This is a genomic window from Acinetobacter sp. ANC5681 (genome assembly GCF_023488045.1).
Taxonomy (GTDB): Bacteria; Pseudomonadota; Gammaproteobacteria; order Pseudomonadales; family Moraxellaceae; genus Acinetobacter.
On the sequence record NZ_JAMFKZ010000004.1, the window covers coordinates 62,405 to 85,673 of the forward strand.

At 40.1% G+C, this 23,269-nt stretch carries 23 protein-coding genes; 8 read left to right on the plus strand and 15 right to left on the minus strand.

All coding sequences use genetic code 11. The annotated features are described in order from the left end of the window. Positions 1-246: 246 nt before the first annotated feature. Positions 247-897 carry an orotate phosphoribosyltransferase gene (gene pyrE / locus M5121_RS03870; protein ID WP_249570406.1) on the minus strand — a complete coding sequence of 217 codons (651 nt, stop codon included), beginning with the start codon at positions 895-897 and terminating at the stop codon, positions 247-249. 41 nt (positions 898-938) lie between these two features. Between pyrE and M5121_RS03875 the strand changes: the two genes are divergently transcribed. Beyond that, on the plus strand, positions 939-1,763 hold the full coding sequence (locus M5121_RS03875; RefSeq protein WP_249570407.1) for an exodeoxyribonuclease III: 825 nt from the start codon (positions 939-941) through the stop codon (positions 1,761-1,763). Between the two features lie 441 nt (positions 1,764-2,204). Further along, entirely contained in the window at positions 2,205-2,555 is a 351-nt protein-coding gene (locus tag M5121_RS03880) for an arsenate reductase (RefSeq protein ID WP_087537239.1), read from the plus strand. A gap of 57 nt (positions 2,556-2,612) precedes the next feature. On the opposite strand, the gene M5121_RS03885 is transcribed toward M5121_RS03880, so the two are convergent. After that, the gene (locus M5121_RS03885; protein ID WP_249570408.1) at positions 2,613-3,050 is read right to left on the minus strand and encodes a DUF2147 domain-containing protein; all 438 of its coding nucleotides are present in this window, start codon (positions 3,048-3,050) and stop codon (positions 2,613-2,615) included. 187 nt (positions 3,051-3,237) lie between these two features. Between M5121_RS03885 and M5121_RS03890 the strand changes: the two genes are divergently transcribed. Next, positions 3,238-4,149: an alpha/beta hydrolase gene (locus M5121_RS03890; protein ID WP_249570409.1), complete on the plus strand. Its 912-nt coding sequence runs from the start codon at positions 3,238-3,240 to the stop codon at positions 4,147-4,149. 289 nt (positions 4,150-4,438) lie between these two features. Further along, a complete protein-coding gene (locus tag M5121_RS03895) occupies positions 4,439-5,623 on the plus strand; it encodes a GGDEF domain-containing protein (RefSeq protein WP_249570410.1) in 1,185 nt (394 codons plus the stop codon). A gap of 44 nt (positions 5,624-5,667) precedes the next feature. Here the strand turns inward: M5121_RS03895 and M5121_RS03900 are convergent, their stop codons facing one another. From M5121_RS03900 to M5121_RS03920, 5 genes are all read right to left on the minus strand, one after another. After that, positions 5,668-6,366 (minus strand): glutathione S-transferase family protein, encoded by a 699-nt coding sequence (locus M5121_RS03900; protein WP_249570411.1) that lies wholly within the window; start codon positions 6,364-6,366, stop codon positions 5,668-5,670. Continuing rightward, on the minus strand, positions 6,363-8,213 hold the full coding sequence (dsbD, locus tag M5121_RS03905) for a protein-disulfide reductase DsbD (protein WP_249570412.1): 1,851 nt from the start codon (positions 8,211-8,213) through the stop codon (positions 6,363-6,365). Before dsbD ends, M5121_RS03900 begins: the two co-directional genes overlap by 4 nt. An 82-nt stretch (positions 8,214-8,295) precedes the next feature. Further along, the gene (locus tag M5121_RS03910; RefSeq protein ID WP_151738090.1) at positions 8,296-9,063 is read right to left on the minus strand and encodes a transporter; all 768 of its coding nucleotides are present in this window, start codon (positions 9,061-9,063) and stop codon (positions 8,296-8,298) included. A 31-nt stretch (positions 9,064-9,094) separates the two neighbouring features. Continuing rightward, positions 9,095-9,640, minus strand: coding sequence for an ankyrin repeat domain-containing protein (locus M5121_RS03915; protein WP_249570413.1), 546 nt, complete (start codon positions 9,638-9,640; stop codon positions 9,095-9,097). A 131-nt stretch (positions 9,641-9,771) separates the two neighbouring features. Then, positions 9,772-10,146 carry an HPF/RaiA family ribosome-associated protein gene (locus M5121_RS03920; RefSeq protein ID WP_249570414.1) on the minus strand — a complete coding sequence of 125 codons (375 nt, stop codon included), beginning with the start codon at positions 10,144-10,146 and terminating at the stop codon, positions 9,772-9,774. 371 nt (positions 10,147-10,517) lie between these two features. Here M5121_RS03920 and M5121_RS03925 point away from each other — a divergent pair, with 371 nt between their 5' ends. The 3 genes from M5121_RS03925 (at position 10,518) to M5121_RS03935 (ending at position 12,706) form a co-directional block, all read left to right on the plus strand. Continuing rightward, positions 10,518-11,255, plus strand: coding sequence for an outer membrane protein OmpK (locus M5121_RS03925; protein ID WP_249570415.1), 738 nt, complete (start codon positions 10,518-10,520; stop codon positions 11,253-11,255). Between the two features lie 93 nt (positions 11,256-11,348). Next, entirely contained in the window at positions 11,349-11,894 is a 546-nt protein-coding gene (locus M5121_RS03930; RefSeq protein WP_249570416.1) for a GNAT family N-acetyltransferase, read from the plus strand. 71 nt (positions 11,895-11,965) lie between these two features. After that, positions 11,966-12,706: a hypothetical protein gene (locus tag M5121_RS03935; RefSeq protein ID WP_249570417.1), complete on the plus strand. Its 741-nt coding sequence runs from the start codon at positions 11,966-11,968 to the stop codon at positions 12,704-12,706. A gap of 26 nt (positions 12,707-12,732) precedes the next feature. Here the strand turns inward: M5121_RS03935 and urtE are convergent, their stop codons facing one another. From urtE to M5121_RS03970, 7 genes are all read right to left on the minus strand, one after another. Then, a complete protein-coding gene (urtE, locus tag M5121_RS03940; RefSeq protein ID WP_249570418.1) occupies positions 12,733-13,431 on the minus strand; it encodes an urea ABC transporter ATP-binding subunit UrtE in 699 nt (232 codons plus the stop codon). 9 nt (positions 13,432-13,440) lie between these two features. Continuing rightward, positions 13,441-14,268 (minus strand): urea ABC transporter ATP-binding protein UrtD, encoded by an 828-nt coding sequence (gene urtD / locus M5121_RS03945; protein WP_249570419.1) that lies wholly within the window; start codon positions 14,266-14,268, stop codon positions 13,441-13,443. Further along, a complete protein-coding gene (gene urtC, locus M5121_RS03950; RefSeq protein WP_125318284.1) occupies positions 14,269-15,339 on the minus strand; it encodes an urea ABC transporter permease subunit UrtC in 1,071 nt (356 codons plus the stop codon). It lies immediately after the preceding gene. A 4-nt stretch (positions 15,340-15,343) separates the two neighbouring features. Further along, positions 15,344-16,966: an urea ABC transporter permease subunit UrtB gene (gene urtB, locus M5121_RS03955; protein ID WP_249570420.1), complete on the minus strand. Its 1,623-nt coding sequence runs from the start codon at positions 16,964-16,966 to the stop codon at positions 15,344-15,346. 91 nt (positions 16,967-17,057) lie between these two features. Beyond that, positions 17,058-18,341 (minus strand): urea ABC transporter substrate-binding protein, encoded by a 1,284-nt coding sequence (gene urtA, locus M5121_RS03960; RefSeq protein WP_249570421.1) that lies wholly within the window; start codon positions 18,339-18,341, stop codon positions 17,058-17,060. A gap of 260 nt (positions 18,342-18,601) precedes the next feature. Then, complete coding sequence (parE, locus tag M5121_RS03965; protein ID WP_249570422.1) at positions 18,602-20,485, minus strand: DNA topoisomerase IV subunit B; 1,884 nt, start codon at positions 20,483-20,485, stop codon at positions 18,602-18,604. Between the two features lie 17 nt (positions 20,486-20,502). Next, positions 20,503-21,090: a YqiA/YcfP family alpha/beta fold hydrolase gene (locus tag M5121_RS03970; protein ID WP_249570467.1), complete on the minus strand. Its 588-nt coding sequence runs from the start codon at positions 21,088-21,090 to the stop codon at positions 20,503-20,505. Positions 21,091-21,351: 261 nt separating this feature from the next. On the opposite strand from M5121_RS03970, the gene M5121_RS03975 reads away from it, so the two are divergent. Continuing rightward, a complete protein-coding gene (locus M5121_RS03975) occupies positions 21,352-22,698 on the plus strand; it encodes a PGAP1-like alpha/beta domain-containing protein (protein WP_249570423.1) in 1,347 nt (448 codons plus the stop codon). Positions 22,699-22,749: 51 nt separating this feature from the next. Here M5121_RS03975 and M5121_RS03980 read toward each other — a convergent pair whose 3' ends face one another. Then, positions 22,750-23,253, minus strand: coding sequence for a disulfide bond formation protein B (locus tag M5121_RS03980; protein WP_005156976.1), 504 nt, complete (start codon positions 23,251-23,253; stop codon positions 22,750-22,752). Positions 23,254-23,269: the final 16 nt, after the last annotated feature.

Consider the following 23,269-nt stretch of genomic DNA (forward strand, 5'->3'; position numbering starts at 1 on the left):
TGTTTTATCCATGAAATTATTATTGTGTATATTTAAATATATATCAAACTTTATTTAATACAAGTATCATTTATTTAGATTTTTTAAAATTAACATAATACGCCATATGCGTAATGCTTGGAATTTTCCCATAAGCATCAACATCTTAATATAAACCGTTATAGGGTTTAGCCCATTGGAACGACTTTTACATGATTTTTCAATAAAAAAGGAAGCCCTCGCTTCCTTTTCTTTTATGCTTAAAATTTAGATGCCATATTTTTCACGATACGCCTGCATATTGGCTAAAGCGTCTTTCTCGCCTTTTGCATCTAAATAATCCATCAAATCTTTCATCGTGATTAAAGCATGCACAGGGATTTCAAGTTCTTTTTGTACTTCCTGAATCGCAGAAAGCTCACCTTGACCACGTTCTTGACGATCTAATGCAACCAACACCCCTGCAATCGTTGCCCCTGCATTCTTTAAGATAGTCACAACTTCACGAATCGCAGTCCCCGCAGTGATCACATCATCAATAATCCAAACTTTTTGACCTGCAACCGATGCACCAACCAACACACCACCTTCACCATGATCTTTGGCTTCTTTACGGTTAAAACCCCAAGGAACGCTCTTGCCATGTACTTGAGACAACGCCACCGCAGTCGCCGCAACAAAAGGAATACCTTTATACGCAGGACCAAAGATCACACCGACATTGTCACACTGAACCAATTTATCGGCATAGCCTTGTGCTAACAAAGACAACGCTTCGCCATCATTGAGCAAACCTGCGTTAAAGAAATAAGGACTGACACGACCTGATTTTAAGGTAAACTCACCAAATTTAAGCACACCACGTGATAATGCGAGTTCGATAAAAGCTTGCGGATGAAATGACACAGGCGTTGTCATATAAGGTGCTCCAAATTCTTTAATTGAGGTTAAACAGACGTATGATACCAAAGGATAGCTATCCAAGTGATGTAAAAATTCTTCGAGTGGTTTCAATTAACGTAAATGGTCTACGTTCATCTGTGACCAAAGGTCTGCTTGAGTGGTTAGAACAGTCCGATGCCGATGTGGTATGTATGCAAGAAAGTCGCATTACCCATGAACAATGGACGCATAAATTTAAACCAGAAGGTTGGTACACGCATCTATTCCCTGCAGAGCGTGCGGGCTATGCAGGCACCGCCATTTATAGTCGCTTACCCTTTGTCTCTGTACAAAATGGCTTAGGTTTTGAACTGGCGGATTCGCAAGGACGCTTTATCACAGCGGAATTCGATTTAGGTCTGTCACACCCTGTTCATATTGCTTCGTTATACTTGCCATCGGGTTCAAGCGGTGATGAAGCACAAGCACGTAAGGATTTATTTCTTCAAGAATACACCCAAATACTCAAACAATGGCGAGATGAAAATAAATCGATCATCGTGTGTGGTGATTACAATATCGTGCATAAGCGTATTGATATTAAAAACTGGTCAGGCAATCAGAAATCATCTGGCTGTTTACCACATGAACGTGCATGGCTCGACCATATTTATGATGAACTTGGCTATGTAGATACCTTCCGTGAGGTACGAAAAGAAGCCGAATTGTATTCATGGTGGTCAAATCGTGGTCAAGCACGTGCGAAAAATGTCGGTTGGCGTATCGACTATCAAGCCTGCTCTCCTGATTGGAAAGCACGCACTGCAAATGCTTGGGTGTATAAAGAACAATGGTTTAGTGACCATGCACCTGTGATTATTGATTATAAAATACACGAATAAGTGAACAAACGTTCACTTTGACCGCATCTTTAGCTTACATATTATGTCGTTTTTTGTGTATTTTTATTTACCAGCTGTAACGGCATTATAGCACCACGGCACAGGGAAGCGGTCAGGATGACCAAAAAGGGATAGGACGCCGTAGGAAGACAAAATAAACTTAGATTAAGTTTATTTGCAAGGATGAGACATTGGACGTTGAAATGAGACCCGCATGATCAGGATGATTAGATGCGGGTTTTCTCTTTTTTAGATATTAAATATTTTTCCTCTGCTTTGTATTTAGCCATTTGGTTCAAAAAATTAGAAAGATTTAGTCATTTAATCTACGCTTAATACATAACATCGATTCACTTCATAAAAATTTTCAACTGGTACATTCCCTGCCTTTTAAGTTAGGCTTTAACGCATATCTTTCATTGTGTTGTTATGGTTTTCAGTATGTTTAAAATTTATGGAATTAAAAATTGTAATTCGATGAAAAAAGCCTTTGATGCACTACAAGCAAAAGGAATTTCTTACGAATTTCATGATTATAAAAAACAAGGGATTGATGCCGACACTTTAGCAATTTGGCTAAAAGAGATTGGCGCAGATAAGGTTCTCAATAAAAAAGGTACGACTTGGCGTAAATTAACCGAAGCAGAACAGGCTCATGCAACAAGTAATCAGGAAAATTTGATTGAAACTTTAATTGCTCAGCCGAGTTTGATTAAACGTCCCGTTTTACAAACGCCTGAAGGCTTTGTCATTGGCTTTGATGAAGCGACTTATCAAAACCTCTCCGCTTAAAGAAATAAAATAAAAAACCGAGTCACAGGACTCGGTTTTTTTCAGTTCAAACTCAAATTAGTTAGCACGAACCCAAGTCTGGTTACGACCGAGTGCTGCAACACCGATATAGCCACGTAGTTTTAGCTTCTTGCCACCCTCGGTCAATTCAGCTTTCAACTTGTAGGTTTTGCCGCTTTTAGGGTCAAGAATTGAACCATTGTCATAATTTGTTCCACCCACGTTCTTCAGGTTACGCACAATCGTCAAACCTTTAAGTGATTTGTTGTGGTAGGTTCCCTCACATTTAGAGCAGGCCTCTTCCTGACCTGGAGTCAAAAATTTTTGAATAGATGCTGTTAATGAACCGTCCTTTTGCTCAGTAAACTTCACAATCGCCTTTGGTTGTTTTGTTTCATCATCAATGGTTTGCCATACTGAGCCATTTAATGCATCTGCAGCATTGGCAAAAGTTGTTAAACCGAGCAATCCAAATGCTAAAGCAATTTTCTTCATTTTTGTAATATCCTTAAGGGGTCTTTTCAAGATTAAGAGTATTGAGAATTTCTATCAATATTGCAATTCTTGATTATGACTATTGGGTATAGCCTGAGCAACAACAAAACATTGCTGTAATGACAGCGCAAGGCACACGAGTCAAAATTCTCTTAGTTATATACTGCCCTAACAATATGGAAAAATTATGAAATTTGGTACTGTTTGGAAATATTATTTTACTGAATCATTACTAAAAGCGACCATTCGTACGCCGAGTCAGTTTAATTTGGCCCCGAATGCTTTGCGACCTTTATTAGACCAACTTTGTCGTCTATTCCCCCAAAATCCGACAGTACAAATTCGACCATTGCGCTTAGCAGGCGTGTGTGGTGAAGAAATCAAAGCACAAGTTTCTGCCACACAACTTATTTTTCATATTCATGGCGGCGCTTTTTTCTTGGGGAGTTTAAATACTCATCGTGCCCTCATGACTGATATTGCTGCGCGCACGCAAATGCAAGTGGTTCATGTGGATTATCCTTTAGCCCCTGAACATGCTTTCCCTGAAGCAATTGATGCGATTTTTGACGTTTATCAAGCACTATTAGTACAAGGTATCCAACCCAAAGATATTATTATTTCGGGGGATTCTTGTGGTGCCAATCTCGCTTTAGCATTGTGCTTACGGTTAAAAGCACAACCTGACCTCATGCCAAGCGGTTTAATTTTAATGTCACCCTATTTAGACCTGACCCTCACCAGTGAATCATTACGCTTTAATCAAAAACATGATGCTCTGCTCTCTATTGAAGCCTTACAAGCAGGAATTAATCATTACTTAAAAGATGGTGTACAAGCGGATGATCCGCGTGTTTCACCTCTATTTGATGATCTTAAAGGCTTACCGCCAACACTGGTGCAAGTCGGCTCAAAAGAAATTTTACTGGATGATTCAAAACGCTTTAGAGAAAAAGCAGAAAAGGCTGGAGTCAAAGTACACTTTAAACTTTACACAGGCATGTGGCATAACTTCCAAATGTTTAATACTTGGTTTCCAGAAGCTAAACAGGCTTTAGCAGATATTGCGGATTTTGCTCATGCAATTGATCGTGATTAAAACATAATGTGATGATTTTGCAGAAAATGGTCAGCTATGTCTGACCATTGTCATTCTTAATTTCTTTTTTTCATTATAAGAACAAACTGATCGAATATTTAGATTAAGCTTCCTTTTTCAAAGAATTTTTGCTCTCCTAATTTACATTAAAAAGCACATAGCTAGACTTCCTTCTCATTCTAAAAGTGCTATTGTTATTTTAATAATCGTTTAATAATATTTTTGATAACGAATTTACACTAATAACGTTTCTTAGGAATCTCATTGCATATAAGGAAACATGCCAATCATGAGGATTCATTTTAAGAGGTTAGTTGACAGAGAAAAATGGAATTTCTCGCAGTTCTGGGAACATGAACCATTAATTAATTGGAACATGTTAAAGAAATGTATTTTGTTGCTAATCTTAGCCTCACTTATAAGTCTATTTGGAATTATTTGGGACAGTTTTGTCTTGCTAAATCCATTTACATGGCAATGGGTAAATTTACCGTTGGTTCGATCTAAACTTTGGACCAATGTAATCATGCTTTTTGTCTTTTTAAGTTTGATTATGCCCTGCTTTATTTATAAACATAAATCTTGGGTACAAGAAATCATTCCGATTTTAAGCGTACAGGTCGTTACTGTTTTACTCTGTCATATAGGCTATCTGATTGGGAGTTTTAGTCCAGCAACCATGGTTGCCTATGTCAGTGTTGTGGGAGTAGGTCTGGTTCTGTTTGATCGCAAAATGATTTATTGTGCACTGGTGCCAGCAACAATCGCACTGCTGTTTTGCAACTTTTTAAGTATGTATGGTGTCCTACAATATGCACCGATATTTAAGCTAGAAGTCCTGAATCAAGCTCAAATGCATCCTTTTTGGGTTGGCAGTATGTTTTTCTTCTTATTGCCAATTTTAATTGCTTGTTTGTTGCTATTTGAAAGTCTGCTCAAACAATGGCGAATTCGAGAAACGGCTATTCAAGTACTCAGTCTTTTAGATCCGCTCACGAATGTGATGAATCGTCGCAGTATTAGCAATCACTTAGAGCGCTTACATCAGCAACCAAATCAACTTTACTCGATTGTATTACTCGACTTAGACCATTTTAAAAATATTAATGACCAGTTTGGGCATAGTGTTGGGGATCAAGTGTTGATCAATGTTGCAAAATGTTTGGCGAATAATTTACGTGACCGAGATATGATTGGGCGCTTTGGGGGCGAGGAATTTATTTTATTATTGCCCAATACTACGCCTGCACAAGCACAAAATGTGGCGGAGCGCTGTCGCTTAGCGATTGGTGAGTTAAAATTTACCTCAGAAGATCATCAAGAGTTTTCTATCAGTGCCAGTTTTGGCATCAGCAGCACACTCAGTGCCGATGAATCTCACTTAATTATTAGTCAGGCAGATCAAGCATTGTATGCGGTAAAAGCATCTGGTCGAAATCAAGTCAAAATTTTTACTGAACTTTTCTTAAATTAATCCAATAAAGGCATCCAAAGATGCCTTTATTTTTGACCTGTTGTTTAGTCTTTTAGATATTCTTCACGATGATTACGATAAGGCTCATCAAAGGGTACAAACATCTGTTCTTGTTTGGCTTCTGCGATCCACTCTTGAACTGATGCTAAAGACAATATCTTGTGCATATAACTTTGGCTAGAAGCAGAGATGGGTAATTTATAACATTCAAAACGCATAGCCACAGGCGCATAAAATGCATCGGCTAGACTAAACTCACCACATAAAAAGCTGTCCTCAGCTGGACGTTCAGACCAAATTTGTTCAATCCGAGCCACATCTGGACGAAGCTGGGCATTGTCCAGCCAAAGCTGTTGTCCGATATGGGCTAAATCCGCTTCTACATTCATTGGGCACAGATTGCGTAAACTTTGAAAACTACTGTGCATTTCTGCACTAATGCATCGTGCTCTGGCTCGTTGCTTTCTATCTTGAGGTAGCACATTCTTCTCAGGATTTTGTTCAGCAATATATTCACAAATCGCCAGACTATCCCAAATAATCAAATCATCGTGCATGAGTGTTGGGACTTTGCCCGTTGAATTCAATTTTAAAATCTCAGTTTTAAATTGGCTATTAGGTTCAAAACTATCAAATTGAATTAAATGCTCCTGAAATGGAATGCCAAGTTGTTTTAATAAAATCCACGGTCGCATCGACCAAGTTGAATAATTTTTATTCCCTATAAATAATTGATAGCTCATGGTGATTTCTCTTTTAATTGTGTGAGTTGTTGTAATAGCTCGCTTTTCTTAAATGCACCCGTTAAACGTAATGCACGGATTTCTTGTTGTTGCGAATCTAAAAATAAATAGGTTGGTGGCCCTAAAATATCCCATTGATTGAGTAATGCCTGATGTGAAGCATCGTAATGACTTAAATCCAGTTTAATCAGATAATAAGGTGCTAAAGCTTGCTGCACCTCTACATCCTTTAAAATTCGATGCTCAATCGGCTGACAAGCCACACACCAGTCGGCATAGACATCAATGACAATCTGTCGATCTTTGGGTGCGTTGGCTAGAATCCGCTCAAAATCAGCAGCGGTTGTTGCGACATGCCACTCTGCTAATTTATCTGCCTGCACTGTACTCAGGTTTTGCATATGCTGATATTGGTTAAAGGCAAGAAACGGAATTGCAATGATGAGCAGCAAGGCATACAACCACTGCAACTGTCCCTTTTTCACAAAAAAGCGGTACGCAGCATAACCAATAAACGCCAAACCTAAAATCAGGCCCAACACCTGAACTGCCAATTCAGGCAACAACGGACGGATAAAATAAATACTTAACGCCAACATCAAAAAGGCAAAAATAACCTTAATTTGATGCATCCATTCCCCTGCTTTCGGTAGTGCCTTTGCACCTAGAACACTGGCAAGCAGTAATGGAATACCCATGCCAAATCCCAAGGTGAATAATAGTAGAGCACCTTGCCACTGATTTTGCGTTTGTGAAATAAAGAGTAATGTACCCGCTAAAGGTGCAGTCATACACGGACCGACTAACAATGCGGAGATCATGCCCATGATACTTGCACCAAGCAAAGTCCCACCTTGTTGCACTGACTGCATTTGGTCGAGGCGATTCACCCATTTCTGTGGCAGTTTCAATTCAAATAGACCAAACAGATTTAAAGCGAATACAACGAACAATAGACTAAATGCAACTAATGTCGCAGGTTGCTGTAACCATCGTTGGAAATTTAGCCCTGCCACAGAGGCAATTAAACCCAATACGGCATAGACCATTGCCATGCTAAATACAAAAGTAAGCGCAATCGTCCATGCTTTAACGCCTTTATGTTCACGAACAATCAATGAGGTCAAAATCGGCAACATTGGTAAAGAACACGGCGTAAATGCCAATAAAATTCCTAAGCCTAGAAATAATAACAAGCTATAAGCAAGAGAGTGCTGTGCCAATGTGCTTGACCACTGTTGGTCTTGCGCCATATTGGTTGAATTATTCAGCTTTACATCATTAGATTTTTCAGTTGTAAGTTCATCCCTCTCTGCGGTCTGAGCATTTAAGCTATTCGCAGAACGAGCAACATCTAAAAAACGTTTTTGTGAATTAGAACTGACATTTTCGACACTAACCAACCCATCAGCATCGGTTTGAAATTCAATATTTTGAGGTGGATAGCAAATACGGTCTTTGGCACAACCCTGCCATGTAACACGATAATGTTGAGATGCTTGAGTGCTAATCTCAAACTCTGCTTGCTGATAATAAACTTGGCTATGACCATAGTTTTCATCGTACTGTTCAATTGCTTTGGGTAATTTCAACGTAACAGGTTGATTGCCTTGTTGAACCTCAAATTTGTGTTGATAGAGATAATAATTAGGCTGAATGGTCCAGTGTAACCGCGCTTGATTGGTTTTGGTCGATTCAACTGAAAATGCAAATGCCTGTTCAGGAGTCAGTAACGGTGCTGATAGATTGTCTTGAGCGTAAACCAAAGACGTACATAACAACAATAAAGTAGCCAAAAAGTAGCACATTAATTGGCTAATGTACCCACCCTGAACAGACATTTTCATGTTCATCTCACTGTAACTCTCCCGATAACTTAAGACCTCATTCTGCCTGCAGAAGGATTTCAAAAGTTAGCGGAGATTTTGACTAGAATAAAACAGATAAACCTAAACCACCGTTATAGCTTTTTTGATCGCCATTCAAATCCACACCTATACTGGCATCAAGTTGAGCTCGATCATTTAAGCTATAGACTAAACCTGTTCCTAAACCATATTCATAGTCTTGGCTTTCTGCTTTACGATAAACAAACTCTGAAAAACCAGATAATTTACCCGCAATTTTATAATCAATAGTTGGAATTGCAGTCACGGCCCAATCACTGTTTTGTGCTTCATAACGCATGGTAATTGATGTACCCACCAAATCGCTGAACTTATACGCAACTGCTGAAGTGAGGCTATAAATATCATCTTGATTCGTGAATTCATCATTGCCAGTCGCAATAATCGCTTCTGCTAACAATGCCATTGTTAAACGATCATCTTTTAAATTAATCGCCTTTTTCAAACCAATACTGACATCACCTAAACCATTGGTTTCTTTCTTAGTACCAGCATGTTTATATTGCTGCCAAACAGGACCTTGCCAACCCAATTGCAGTTCTAGACCATTTGCTAAACCTGTACGCAACAACATATCGCCATTTAGGGTTAAAGTTTTATCTTTTACACCTTCAATATTTTGTTCTTGGTAACTTACTGTTGGTAAGCCCTGTTCCCAAGCAAGTTGACCAACAGGTGTAATCCCTGTTCTTATCCCTGCACCAGGACGATCAAATGAAAATTCTGCTGCAAATGTTGCAGTTGTCATGATTGATGCAGCAATCAAGCTTAATACTTGAAACTTTTTCATTGTTCTCCCCTTTATATCTTGTTGGCTAGACTTATGCCGTTAGCTCTTTTGACATTTTCGCGCCATGTTTGCGTAATAATTCGAGTGTTTCACGCTCTTCTATCAAAGATTCTGACCAGTCAATTTCATCAAAATCACAATCAAAAAACAGTTGGCTAATTGAAGACAAAATCGTTAGACCCTCTTCATCTCTTGTGTTTGGATCGACTTTTTCATCGAGTAAGCGTTGAACCACAGGTGCGCATGCTGAACTTGCAGCATCCCAAAGCGGACCATAAAACTCTTCCGCATCCCATAAATGAAGATTGGCTTTGGCTTGAATTAATGCTTCTAAAATGTCTTGATAAACTTGTAATTGTTGTTGTTTGTCTGCTTCAGTCAATGGCTGACCTGCTTCATAAGCTTCACAGACATTCTCCCACCACACAAATAAGCCATCACATAAAATAGAGACTGGGAAACCATGTTCAGGATCAATAAAGTTCGGGTCGAGTCCTTCAGCAAGTAAAGATTGCACTTGGTCTAAATCGAGTTTTTGTATGGCTTGCACCAAGGCCTGCTGTTGCTTACTTAACATGACCAATTCTCACAATGTATTTAATGTTTCTATTATGCCGAATATCCCGACAGGTTTTTATAAAATCACGTATAAATTTGATATACACAAAAAAAAAAGCCCAAAACTGGACTTTTTTTTCGCGTTTATCTTTACGCTTCATCATCAACTTTTACATCGTCATCGACGTCAACATATTCTGGTAAACCACCACGATGATGTTCTTTTTTCTCATATAAATGTTCCAAACTACGTTTTAGTTTATCAATCGCACCATGGATAGATGCATCAATATTTGCCGCCTTGTTTGTCACAGCAACAGGTTTCATACCTGCTGGACGGGCTTCGATCATACAGCGTTTGTCATGATCTCCCGTTTTTTCCCCATTTTCATCACTAATATGAACCGAAAAATGTGTAATACGCTCGCTATAGCGTTGAAATTCTTGCGTAAGTTCTGCACGGACATAACTAATTAAACGTTCGCTACCTTGAATGTTCTTATCTGTACGGATTTCAATATTCATAAATATCTTCCTCTCTTTTCTATTGAGACGGTGCTACAAAACTTTGTTATCTGGCACACTTTGAGCATGCATTCATTCAGTGCAGTTGTATATTTTGATTATGTAAATGCTTGTGGTCTCCTTGCTTCGCATCTGTTGCTTTTCAGTAGTTAAGAAGATCTTCTATAACTCCAATATCTGACTTTCATAACAAATATGCAAGCTGATTTTTGACATTTTTATTAAAACTTGATCAAAAAGATTTTTAAATTCATTGGCTTTTTTCTTTTGGTCGGTTCTATACAATTCTTTTGAGCATCTGGTCAAATTTGGCTTTATTTTTGCTTAATTCCTTGTATGCTTGACACGCCATTTTTGGGGGGATTTTTTAAATGCAATTGAAGCAACTTGCAGCGACTTGTTTATTGGTATCTACAGCAGCTTTCGTTCAGGCAAAGCCTATTTGGCAAGATTTTAGCCTCACTGGTTTATACGGTGAGAACTATGAAGTTGTCGATGAAAAACAAACGACTTTAACTGTCGAATACGCTGCAAAAGTACAATATGCCGACGTATTCTTCTTTATGGATCGTATGCGTGGTGGTGACGACAACAAAAGTACCTATTTCGAACTTTCTCCTCGTTTGAGCTTAGGCGAAATTTCTGGTCAAAAACTTGCTTTCGGCCCAGTCAAAGATGTCTTGATCTCAACAACATGGGAAAGCAATAGTGCCAATGGCAGTAACTTTGACAACTTCTTGTACGGCGTAGGCTTTGATTTAGCAATTCCATATTTCCAATATGCGAATGTAAACTTCTACCGTGCCAATAATGAAAACACTGCTGATGACTATCAAATGACGATTGCCTATGCAGTGCCATTTAAAGTATCAACTGAAGATTTCTTGGTCGATGGTTTCCTTGACTGGTCAAGTGCTGCCCACGATGGTAAGGAGCGTCATGAAAGTGAACTCAACTGGACCACACAATATAAGTGGAATGTTGGCAAACATATTTCACCTGAAACACGCTTATATTTAGGTGTAGAACACTCTGTTTGGAATAACAAGTTTGGTATGAAAAACCGCGATGAAAACAATGTCAGCGCCTTGGTTAAATACCACTTCTAAACAGTCAATCAATTGAAAAACAGCAAGCTTAGTCTTGCTGTTTTTTTTGCAATCACGCATATTCAGAATATATGAACTTTCATTAATTCATCCATGCCATTCAAACTTAAGCTTGCAGCGCGTTCTTTGCATTCACCTTATCAAATTCGTTTTGCCACACTAAATGATTTGGAACAGATTCTTACGATTTATAATCATGAAATCCTGACGGGTACAGCCAACTGGAATGATCAAGCTATTGCTTTACAACAATATCAACAACGTTTTCAAGACATGCAACAGCAGCAATTCCCAATGATTGTGGTTGAAGACCAACACCATAATAAAGTTGCTGGCTATGCCTACTATGCTGCATTTCGTAGTATCAGCGGCTATCGTCAGAGTATCGAACATTCTGTTTTTGTTGATCCAAGCTACGCACGTCAAGGTCTAGGCAAAGCCTTGATACAACAACTGATCCATCTCGCGATACAGCAAAACATGCATATCATGGTGGCTGCGATTGATAGTGAAAATATGGGTTCAATTGTGCTACATGAACAGCTTGGTTTTGTACAAACAGGTTATATGCCACAAGTCGGACAAAAATTTGGACAATGGCGTGACTTGGTTTGGATGCAGCTACAACTTTCAAGCTAACAATTTGCTCACAGCATCTATTTTCACTTCTTGTTTAAAATGAGTATCAAGCAGCTTTAGAAATATTGAAAATGATGAGAACAACGCAACTTTGCCTAATGGTTATAACAGCAATTGGCTCAGCCTCAACTTTTGCTGAAGATTCATTTGAACAAGAATTACAACAAGGGTGTGCCAAAGTGAAACAATATGCCCAAGCAGGCAAAAAGTTTTACGATCAAAAGCAATATGCCAAAGCAGTGAAACAATTTGAAGATCAAGCCGCATGGGCACATTTCTGCCAAATGAATGCTGAAGAAAGCGGTATTAAAGTGACTGACCGTGAGATTGAAATAGCCAATAATAATGTCGGGTTGAGTTATGCAAAATTAGGCAAGCCACAATGGGCAAGAGTATGGTTTTTACGAGATGAAGATTCAAAAATCAGTCTATACAATTTAAAACAGCTTCCTAAACCGCAGATCACGAAAGACCTACAAGGCACTTATGTCCGAGCCAATGGTTTCGGACAATGGGATTACATCACGGTCAAGAAACAACAAAATAAATATCTAATTAATTTTGAAGGTTATTACTTTGGGATTCGAGGTCTGATTTATGGCCCAAATATGGGGCAGTTTGAAACGACCATGCCCATCACGGCAAAACAAGCAAACTACCGTTATGAACACTGTCAGATCAAACTTCAATTTGCTAACGATCCGAATCTAGGTCAAAAAATTGAGGTGGAACAGAAAGATAGTGAATCTTCTTGTGGCTTTGGACACAATGTTTATGCTGGTGGGACATTCTATAAAGTGGAGAGTAAATAAGTAAAAAGCCTCTTACGAGGCTTTTATTAAATTGCCACCAACTCCCTTATTCCCTTTTCAGGCATTTCCGCACCTTGTCCCTGTGCGATCACTTGTCCACGCGCCATCACCGTATAGTTATCTGCCAGTTCTTCGGCAAAATCGTAAAACTGCTCCACCAAAACGATCGCCATTTCACCCTGATCTGCCAATTTACGAATCACCCGACCAATATCTTTAATGATTGACGGCTGAATCCCCTCAGTTGGCTCATCCAAAATCAAGACACTCGGCTCAGAAGCCAACGCTCGAGCAATCGCAAGTTGCTGCTGCTGACCACCTGACAAATCTCCACCACGGCGATGCTTCATTTCATCCAAGACAGGAAAAATTTCGTAGAGATGACTCGGTACTTTTCGGGTTTTTGCGCCTGAAAATTTTGCCATGCCAATCAGGATGTTTTCCTCTACCGTCAAGGTTGAAAAAATATCTCGTCCTTGCGGTACATAGGCCAATCCTGCACGTACTCGTTGCTCAGGCGACATCTTGGCAATATCTTTGCCGTCTAACAAAATCTGTCCTGATTTAATCGGGAGAATCCCCATCAAGCATTTCAGCAAAGTGGTTTTGCCGACGCCATTACGCCCTAAAACAACACTGCACTCCCCCACAGGCGCAGATAAAGACACGTCACGCAGAATATGACTGCCACCATAAAACTGGTTAACTTCTTTCACTTCTAACATGGCAGTCTCCTAGCGTCCCAAATACTTTTCAATCACATCTTCATTGGCTTGTACCTCTGCCAATGTGCCTTCTGCCAAGATTGCACCCTGTGCTAATACCGTAACTTTTTCGCTGATGGTGTCAATAAAGCTCATGTCATGTTCTACGACCACAAGAGTATGATTTTTTTTCAATTCCAAACACAGTTCAGCCGTGCGTTCTGTTTCTGCATCGGTCATTCCTGCCACAGGTTCATCCAATAAAATCAGCTTCGGACGTTGCATCAATAACATACCGATTTCTAACCACTGCTTTTGACCATGGGACAATAATCCTGCGGGCTTTTTCACAAATTCCTTTAAACGGATTTGCTCTAAACTTTCATCCAATGCCAATTGTGCTTCTGGGTCTAAACGAGAAAACAAGCTCTTCTTGACTCGCTTATCGCGTGGTGCAGCGAGCAATAAATTTTCCATCACAGTGAAATTTTCAAATACCGTTGGTTTTTGAAATTTGCGCCCAATCCCTGCTTCCGCAATTTCCTCGGTACTCATTTTGGCAAGATCATAGTTTTGACCAAAAAAAGCAGTGCCCGTGGTTGGACGCGTTTTCCCTGTAATCACATCCATTAGTGTGGTTTTCCCCGCACCATTTGGTCCAATGATGCAGCGTAATTCACCTTCAGCGATGTACAGTGATAAATCATTTAAAGCACGAAACGAATCAAACCAGACACTGACTTTTTCTAAATACAAGGCAATCCCGTGACTAAAATCTGCGCCCTCAGTTTTGGCACGTCCATAACCCTCGCCGAGTTGACCGCCATGTTGAGCTGAGTCTAGGAATAAATCACTCATTTAATTGCTCTCCTTTTTAAAACGGTCAAATAATCCAATCACACCTTTCGGTAAGAAAATCGTCACCACGATAAATAAAGCGCCTAAGATCAATAACCATGCTTCTGGTGCTGCTACTGTAAAATAAGTCTTCACAGCATTGATTAAACCTGCACCAAGAATCGGTCCAATCAAGGTGCCACGCCCCCCTGCTGCAACCCACACTGCCATTTCAATCGAATTGACTGGATTCATTTCACTTGGGTTAATGATACCGACCTGTGGCACATACAACGCCCCTGCGATACCTGCGATCACAGCCGACAATACCCATGCTGAAAGCTTGTACCACAACGTGCGATAACCCAAATATTGCAAACGGTTTTCGCTGTCACGAATCGCGCCAAGCACTCGGCCATAAGGACGATTCATCAGTTGACGTAAGCCGATAAAGCACAGCATCAAAACCAAAGCGGTGACAAAACATAAACTGGCACGCATTGGCGCAGAAGTGATATCAAAACCGAGTAAGGTTTTAAAACCCGTAAAGCCATTGTTACCACCAAAACCCGTCTCATTGCGGAAGAACAAGAGTGCCGCTGCAAAGGTCATGGCTTGGGTAATAATTGAGAAATACACACCCTTGATTTTTGAGCGGAAAGCAAAGAAACCAAAAATAAAAGCAACTAAGGCAGGCACAAATAAAACCAAGATCATCGCCCAAGCAAAGTGCTCAGTCCCCACCCAATACCAAGGGAGTTCTGTCCAACTGAGGAAGCGCATGAAATCAGGTAAGCCATCGCCTGCGGATTCACGCATCAAATACATGCCAAAGGCATAACCACCCAAGGCGAAATATAAGCCGTGCCCCAAGCTTAAAATCCCTGCATAGCCCCACACTAAATCCAATGCCAACGCGACCAAAGCCAAGCACATGATTTTGCCAATCAACGTAATCCAATACGCTGACAGATAAAATGCCGAATCAGGTGATAACAAATGCAACCACGGCAAAGCCAGTAACACGGCAAAACAAATGGCAATCGCGATTGCGCTATACGGTTTATCTGCAAATAAAGAAGTGATTTTCATTGGCTTACTCCACGAAACGACCTTTGATGGCAAACAAACCTTGTGGACGCTTTTGGATAAACAAAATCACAAGAACCAAGAGAATAATTTTTGCTAAAACTGCACCTAGACCAATCTCCAAAACTGTACTGCTAATCCCTAAACCTAAGGCTGCAAGTACTGCCCCCCATACTTGACCCACACCACCGACGACAACGACAAGGAAGGCATCAATAATGTAGTTTTGCCCGAGATCAGGGCCAACATTGCCGACTTGTGCTAACGCACAACCTGCAAGACCAGCTAAGCCTGAACCTAAGCCAAATGCCAGCATATCGATACGTGCAGATCGAATTCCCACGGCACGCGCCATTTGACGGTTTTGTGTCACAGCACGAACAAATAACCCAAAACGGGTTTTGTTTAATAAGAAAACTAGAAGCAGTAAGACCGCCACAGTAAAACCAATAATCGCAATACGGTTATATGGCAACATCAGGCTTGGCGTTAGGGCAATACCACCACTGAGCCATGCGACATTCGACACTTCAACGTTCTGTGCGCCAAAGATCATCCGAACCGATTGCATCAAGATTAAACTCACACCAAAAGTTGCCAATAATGTTTCCAATTGGCGACCATAAAGCGGACGAATCACAGTACGTTCAATCAACATGCCGATCAGCGCACTCACCAGAAATGCAGCAGGAATCGCTGCCAATAAATACCAATCAACCAAGCCTGCAAAGTGCGTTTTAAAAAAACTTTGAATGACGTAAGTGGTATAAGCACCGATCATGATGAGTTCACCATGTGCCATATTGATGACACCAAGCAAACCATAGGTGATTGCAAGACCAAGCGCTGCTAAAAGTAAAATACTAGCGGTACTGAGACCTGAAAATACATGCCCTGACCATTCACTGATTTGAATACGCGTTTTAATTTTATTTTGTGCTTCAAGCAAAGCTGCTTTTAATGCAGGATTACTTTGTGGCTGTTCTAAACTTTGATTGATTAAAGCCAATACATCTGGACGATTTGAATCCGCCAAAACTTTTACTGCTTCGATCTTGGTGAATTCATCTGAACTATTAAAATCTAAACGAGCTTTCAGTTGCGCTAAACGGGCTTTAACACCTTCACTTTTTTCATTGAGATAGAGTTGTTTGATCGTTGCTACATCAAGCTCATCCAAGTTATTTTCTAAAATATCAACAGCTGCTAAACGTTGTGATGCATCGTCAGAATTCAATTTAACTTTGGCTTGTCCAAAGTTCAGTGCCTTACGTAAAGTATTGACCAGCGTCACTTGAGATAAATCTGAGGGCCAAGTGTCGATGGCTTGCAATTGCGGATAACTTAATAATTTTTCATCGTTTTTTAAAATGTAAGTATGACCTGAACTATCGGTATATAACTCATTTTGATCAATATACGCGACCAATTGATCCAGTTGCTCAATACTGGCTGGCCATTGATTCAACATGGCACGGCGAGTAGCAAAGTCAGATTTAACAAAAGTTTGGATGGCATCCTGAGAAGTTGTAGACGTCACGGTTGTTGGTGAGGTAACTTCTGCCCATGCAGGATTAAACATGATCTGTGCCATGATGCAGAGCAGTGCCAAAACATAGTGTTTCGCCATAAGACTCCCCTTATATTTTCTATTTAAACCAATCAACAAGAAATAAAACTAAGAAAAACCTACTGCCGAAACAGCAGGTTGCATAGGAAAATTATTTAGGAATATATGGGCTCCAAGGCTCAGCTTTGATGGTTTGAGGCGTTTTATAAACAACATCAAATTGCCCATCACCACGAATTTGCCCAATCATCACAGGCTTATGTAAATGGTGATTGGTTTCATCCATTTTGAGGGTATAACCCGATGGTGCTGCAAAAGTTTGACCTGCCATTGCATCACGAACTTTATCAACCTCTGTAGAACCTGCTTTTTCGACCGCTTGTTTCCACATATTGATACCAACATAAGTCGCTTCCATCGGATCGTTGGTTACAACTTTATCGGCATTTGGAAGTTTGTACTCCACTGCATATTGCTTGAATTTATTCACAAACTCGGTGTTTTTCGGATTTTTAACTGACATGAAATAGTTCCATGCCGCTAAATGACCTACTAATGGCTTGGTATCAATACCACGTAACTCTTCTTCACCAACTGAGAAAGCCATCACTGGAATATCAGCAGCTTTAATACCTTGGTTGCCTAACTCACGATAGAAAGGAACATTGGAATCGCCATTGATGGTGGAGATCACCGCAGTCTTTTTACCTGCGGAGAATTTCTTGATATTGGCAACAATAGTTTGGTAGTTGCTATGACCAAATGGCGTGTACTCTTCCATGATGTCTGCATCGGCAACACCTTTAGACTTCAAGAAAGCACGCAGGATTTTATTGGTGGTGCGTGGGTAGACGTAATCTGTACCGAGTAAAACAAAACGTTGTGCTTTACCGCCCTCATCACCCATTAAATATTCCACCGCAGGAATGGCTTGCTGATTCGGTGCTGCACCTGTATAGAAAATATTTTTAGACTGTTCCTGACCTTCATATTGCACTGGATAGAACAATAAACCATTTAACTCTTCAACCACAGGAAGAACCGACTTACGTGATACTGATGTCCAGCAACCGAAAATAACGGCAACTTTGTCCTGAGTGATTAACTGACGTGCTTTTTCAGCAAATAGCGGCCAATCTGATGCTGGGTCAACAATGACTGGTTCGAGTTTTTTACCCATCACCCCGCCATTGGCATTGATTTCATTAATGGTCATCAATGCAGTATCTTTCAGAGAGGTCTCAGAAATTGCCATCGTGCCAGAGAGTGAATGTAAAATCCCCACCTTAATGGTGTCACCACTTGCGGCTGGTGCTGCCGCCTTGGTTTCTGTTTTTGCTGCTTCTGTTTTTTCGGCTGGTTTAGAACAACCTGCCAAACCTACCCCCATCATCGCTGCCATAAGAACGGACATTGACATTAATTTGTTTTGCATCTTTGTTCTCCACAGATTGATCTTTTGATTTTTACTGAGTGGAGTTATTCAATTTTTATGCCAACAATTTAAGCTATTGTTTTATTTTAATATTTATTAAATAAAATAAATAAGAATCCAATCTTGTATACAACATTGCATACAAAAAGAACGAGATGAACTAAAATGATGCAGATTAATTTATCCTAAATATGGCTAGACCCTAGATAAAGAAAAGCCAAGCATGCAAGCTTGGCTGACTCATCCATTTAACTAATCGTTTAAACCACAATATCCGCTAAATTGCCTTTCTGTTCTAACCAATGCTTACGGTCAGCCGCACGTTTTTTCGCCAGCAACTTATCCAGCAAACCTGCGGTAAAATGCGCATCATCCAAATCGAGTTGGACTAAACGGCGCGTATTTGGGTCCATCGTGGTTTCACGCAACTGGCTGGCATTCATCTCACCCAGTCCTTTAAATCGAGTGATTTGCGGATTTTTATTACCTTTCACTTTTTTCAAAATGCTTTCGAGTTCACTATCATCCAACGCATAATAAACATCCTTACCAATATCAATACGATACAGTGGCGGCATTGCGACAAACAAATGACCATCTTCAACTAGAGTCGGGAAATGCTTTACAAATAATGCACATAACAAGGTGGCAATATGCAGACCATCCGAATCGGCATCGGCAAGAATACAGATTTTGCCATAACGCAATTCAGAGAGATCATCGCTACCCGGATCAACCCCTATGGCAATCGCAATATCATGTACCTCTTGAGAAGCGAGCACCTCATCCGAAGATACTTCCCATGTATTCAGGATTTTTCCACGAATCGGCATAATCGCTTGGAAATTCTTGTCACGCGCTTGTTTAGCACTTCCACCTGCCGAATCCCCTTCGACAATAAACAACTCACTGTCTTCACGCGTTAAACCGACACAATCAGCCAGTTTTCCAGGTAACGCAGGACCAGAGACGATCTTTTTACGCTCCACTTTTTTCGCTGCTTTTAAGCGACGCCCAGCTTTAGCAATTGCCATTTCAGCTAACTGCGTTGCAATCTCAGCATGTTGGTTTAACCATAAAGCAAAGGCATCTTTGGCAATATTCAGCACAATATTGGAGGCTTCACGACTGGATAGACGTTCTTTAGTTTGTCCTGAAAATTGAGGTTCTTGGAATTTCAGCGATAGAATGAAATTGACCCCATCCCAAACATCTTCTGCCGAAAGTTTCATATTACGTGGTAATAAATTGCGTAACTCGCAAAACTCTCGTAACGCCTCCGTGACCCCTGAACGCAATCCATTGACATGCGTACCACCTTGTGCAGTTGGAATCAGGTTGACGTAACTTTCTTGTATTTGTTCACCACCCTCGACATTCCAACAGATCGCAAATTCACAAGCTGCTCGCTCTGCTTGTCCACTACTGACAAAGGCAGGATCAGGTAGAATCTCTCGATCCTCAAGTTCATCCATTAAATAGTCGACTAGACCATTTTCAAACTGCCATTCAATTTTTTCATTATTGATTTTATCGTCATAAATAATTTTTAAGCCCGCCGCTAAAACGGCTTTAGCTTTCAAATTATGCTTCAATGCTTTTAGTGCAAATTTTGGACTATCAAAGTATTTTGCTTCTGGCCAAAAGCGAACGGTTGTTCCTGTCGCACGTTTCGCAACTTTACCTTCTAACACCGATAATGGTGCAACAGGTTCACCTTGTTCAAACGCCATTTGATACAAGTTACCTTGGCGTTGTACCGCAACCTCAACGCGTGTTGATAAAGCATTCACGACAGAAATACCGACACCATGTAAACCACCAGAAAATTGGTAATTATCGGTACTAAATTTTCCGCCTGCATGTAATTTGGTCAAAATAATTTCGATACCACTTTGTCCATATTCAGGATGAATATCGACTGGCATACCTCGTCCATTATCTTCGACTGACAATGAACCATCTTCATAGACCGTGACACAAATTTGATTGGCATGTCCTGCAAGTGCTTCATCCACCGCATTGTCAATCACCTCTTGCGCCAAATGGTTTGGACGTGAGGTATCGGTATACATACCGGGACGACGACGAACAGGATCTAAACCTGAAAGAACTTCAAGGGATTGTGCCGTGTATTGTGTCACTTGGTCTGACTTCCTTATTAGAGGGCTGTCGATAAAAATCGGAGTACGAAAGGTAATTTTTCTTCAAAATCATCCATTGCATGATTACCATCAGCGTCGGTTAAAATCAATGCAGATGGTTGTGCTGCATTATAATAACGTTGTGCTTGACGATAATCCAAGACTTCATCACCTCGTTGCAACAGTACAAGAATTTTATCAGCATGCTTTAACTTCGTGTCAGCAATTGATTGTAATTGCTGCAATTGGTCGGCATCGAGTGTCCATGAATCAGTGACTTTGAGTGGGATTTGTTCAATCCCGAATAAATCTTCGAATAACTGCCATGGTTGCATAGCAGGATTAATCAGTACAGCAGGGCATCCATATTTTGCGACAAGATATGTCGCATAGAATCCCCCTAAGCTACTTCCAACCAATCTCACTTGATCGAGTGGTAAACTTTCAATCAGCTTAGAAATATCTCTTAAAACGTGTTCAGGCGGTTTATTCAAATCAGGTAAATGCACATCAGCATGCTCAACATTTGTGCAATATTGTTCTAATTGTTGCCCCTTTTTTGACATGGGGCTGCTTTGAAAGCCATGTAAATAAATAATTTGCATACGCACCATAATAGACAACAGCTTGACTTATTATCAAATAAATCACATTATTTAGGTTAATAGATAAATAAATAACAATATAAATTACATTTAAGCTTGATATTGTCTGACACAAAAAACGATAGTGCACTCCGTTCATCAGTATTCTAAAAAAATTACTTATGAAACACATAAGATGTAAGCGTTTGTTGTAGTTTATCTAAAGAATATTAAGTCAATTACTTCAAACCTTCGGTATATATCAAGGATGGGGAAATCAATATGCCAAGTTTAACGCCTCTGCATGAAACCTACTGCAAATGGGACAGTACACCCCCGAGTCAGGCAGATGTTTTGGAAGGTTTGGCGCAAGTTGTGAGCACGAGCTTAAGTGGTGTTCACGAATTGGTGCAATTAGTGCAAACAGAAGTGTTACGGACAACACTTGGTTTAAGCGCACAAAAAGCTAAAAATTTACAGAAACTTCCACAGTTACAAAAATTTTATCAATTTTCTTATGACACATTACAGAAGTACGGTAGCAGTTTTCTTGCACCAAGTTTACGTCATATTATTGAAAAATTCCCTGTGCTGCATGATAAACCCCTGACACCAACACTGCATTTCGTGGTGGGTGCATTAAACGGGATTTTTGGAGACTTTTTCTTAAAACAACACAACCCAATGGCTTTACCTATGGTGCTTTATGATCATTATGGATCATTACAACAAGGTGAATTAACTGGTCGTATTGTCATTCTTACACATGGTCTGTGTATGAATCATCTCAGCTGGTCAAATAGCCGTTATGGTGGAATTGGTGAACGTCTGCTTGCGCAACGGGACAACAACACCATGTTATATCTGAACTACAATACAGGGCGTCGTATTTCTGCAAATGGTCGAAGCTTTGCCAATGTACTTGAAGATTTAGTACAACGAAATCCAAGAATCACCAGCATTGATTTAATCGGACATAGTATGGGTGGCTTGGTTTCTCGTAGTGCCCTATTTTATGGCAAACAGAATCTCTATCAATGGGTGCATATGGTTGAGAATTTAGTTTGTATTGGTTCGCCACATCATGGTGCGGCGCTAGAACGCTTTGGTTTTATTTTGCAGGATAAATTGGGCGCGTTCCCTTTTATTAGCTTAATTGGTCAACTGATCAACATTCGTAGTAATGGTATTTTAGATTTGCGTCATGGCAGTGTTCGAGATGACGATTGGGAACATAATAATGCACGTATTGGCTTTGCTGATGATAATCGTAAACCTGCACCATTACCCTCTCATATCAATACCTTCTTAATCGCAGGTACTTTAGAATTTGAGAAATTGCGTAATAAAGCACTCTCTGTCATTGGCGATTATTTGGTCAGTGTGAACAGTGCGCTAGGTGAACATCAAAATCCACGCTTCCAACTTAAATTACCAGAAACCCATAAAGCCGTATTCTATGGTTTAAACCATTTTGAAATTCAGTACCATTCGAGTGTTGCTGAACAGATTACACGTTGGTTATATCCCGATGTTGACGAAGTCGTTGAGGAAGGTATCCAAACACATTTAATCAATGTTCCGAATAATTATACTTTTGATGATTTAGATGGCATCGTAGAAACCTGATGTCAGTCTTCTTGATCCAATAAAAAAGCCAACGTATCGTTGGCTTTTTTATTATTTAGCAACACTATAATGTCTAAACAACTGCCACAAACATACCAATAAGATCAAACTAAAATACAGCAACGACCACACGGGTAGTGATTGTCCTAAAAAAGTCCAGTCAATTGCAGCACATTCACCCGATCCTGAAAGCACTTCCTGAAATACCGCTTTCATTGGCAATGCATCAACTAAATAGTCCAAGCCTGGACCGCAACTTGGCACCTTATCAGGTGGTAAATGCTGTAGCCAAACATGACGAGATGCCACGCCCACTGACCAACCGATGGATAAGGTTGCTAATAGTGCATAAAAACGTTTAAAACCATTTGAAATCGGATTATGAATAAATGCGACTAATGCAATCAATCCCATTCCAATTAAGCCAATACGTTGGAAAATACACAGTGGGCAAGGCTCTAAACCTTGCACATGTTCTAAATACAACGCAAACGAGATACCAATAATACTCGTTAGTACCAATAATGCACTAACTAAGCGGTAAGTCCATCGCATGGGAAGTCCTCTAAAA

Coding starts and splice junctions, on each gene's coding strand:
- pyrE (WP_249570406.1), bottom strand. CDS start 897: ATGACAACGCCTGTGTCATTTCATCCGCAAGCTTTTATCGAACTCGCA.
- M5121_RS03875 (WP_249570407.1), top strand. CDS start 939: ATGATACCAAAGGATAGCTATCCAAGTGATGTAAAAATTCTTCGAGTG.
- M5121_RS03880 (WP_087537239.1), top strand. CDS start 2,205: ATGTTTAAAATTTATGGAATTAAAAATTGTAATTCGATGAAAAAAGCC.
- M5121_RS03885 (WP_249570408.1), bottom strand. CDS start 3,050: ATGAAGAAAATTGCTTTAGCATTTGGATTGCTCGGTTTAACAACTTTT.
- M5121_RS03890 (WP_249570409.1), top strand. CDS start 3,238: ATGAAATTTGGTACTGTTTGGAAATATTATTTTACTGAATCATTACTA.
- M5121_RS03895 (WP_249570410.1), top strand. CDS start 4,439: ATGAGGATTCATTTTAAGAGGTTAGTTGACAGAGAAAAATGGAATTTC.
- M5121_RS03900 (WP_249570411.1), bottom strand. CDS start 6,366: ATGAGCTATCAATTATTTATAGGGAATAAAAATTATTCAACTTGGTCG.
- dsbD (WP_249570412.1), bottom strand. CDS start 8,213: ATGAAAATGTCTGTTCAGGGTGGGTACATTAGCCAATTAATGTGCTAC.
- M5121_RS03910 (WP_151738090.1), bottom strand. CDS start 9,063: ATGAAAAAGTTTCAAGTATTAAGCTTGATTGCTGCATCAATCATGACA.
- M5121_RS03915 (WP_249570413.1), bottom strand. CDS start 9,640: ATGTTAAGTAAGCAACAGCAGGCCTTGGTGCAAGCCATACAAAAACTC.
- M5121_RS03920 (WP_249570414.1), bottom strand. CDS start 10,146: ATGAATATTGAAATCCGTACAGATAAGAACATTCAAGGTAGCGAACGT.
- M5121_RS03925 (WP_249570415.1), top strand. CDS start 10,518: ATGCAATTGAAGCAACTTGCAGCGACTTGTTTATTGGTATCTACAGCA.
- M5121_RS03930 (WP_249570416.1), top strand. CDS start 11,349: ATGCCATTCAAACTTAAGCTTGCAGCGCGTTCTTTGCATTCACCTTAT.
- M5121_RS03935 (WP_249570417.1), top strand. CDS start 11,966: ATGATGAGAACAACGCAACTTTGCCTAATGGTTATAACAGCAATTGGC.
- urtE (WP_249570418.1), bottom strand. CDS start 13,431: ATGTTAGAAGTGAAAGAAGTTAACCAGTTTTATGGTGGCAGTCATATT.
- urtD (WP_249570419.1), bottom strand. CDS start 14,268: ATGAGTGATTTATTCCTAGACTCAGCTCAACATGGCGGTCAACTCGGC.
- urtC (WP_125318284.1), bottom strand. CDS start 15,339: ATGAAAATCACTTCTTTATTTGCAGATAAACCGTATAGCGCAATCGCG.
- urtB (WP_249570420.1), bottom strand. CDS start 16,966: ATGGCGAAACACTATGTTTTGGCACTGCTCTGCATCATGGCACAGATC.
- urtA (WP_249570421.1), bottom strand. CDS start 18,341: ATGCAAAACAAATTAATGTCAATGTCCGTTCTTATGGCAGCGATGATG.
- M5121_RS03970 (WP_249570467.1), bottom strand. CDS start 21,090: ATGCAAATTATTTATTTACATGGCTTTCAAAGCAGCCCCATGTCAAAA.
- M5121_RS03975 (WP_249570423.1), top strand. CDS start 21,352: ATGCCAAGTTTAACGCCTCTGCATGAAACCTACTGCAAATGGGACAGT.
- M5121_RS03980 (WP_005156976.1), bottom strand. CDS start 23,253: ATGCGATGGACTTACCGCTTAGTTAGTGCATTATTGGTACTAACGAGT.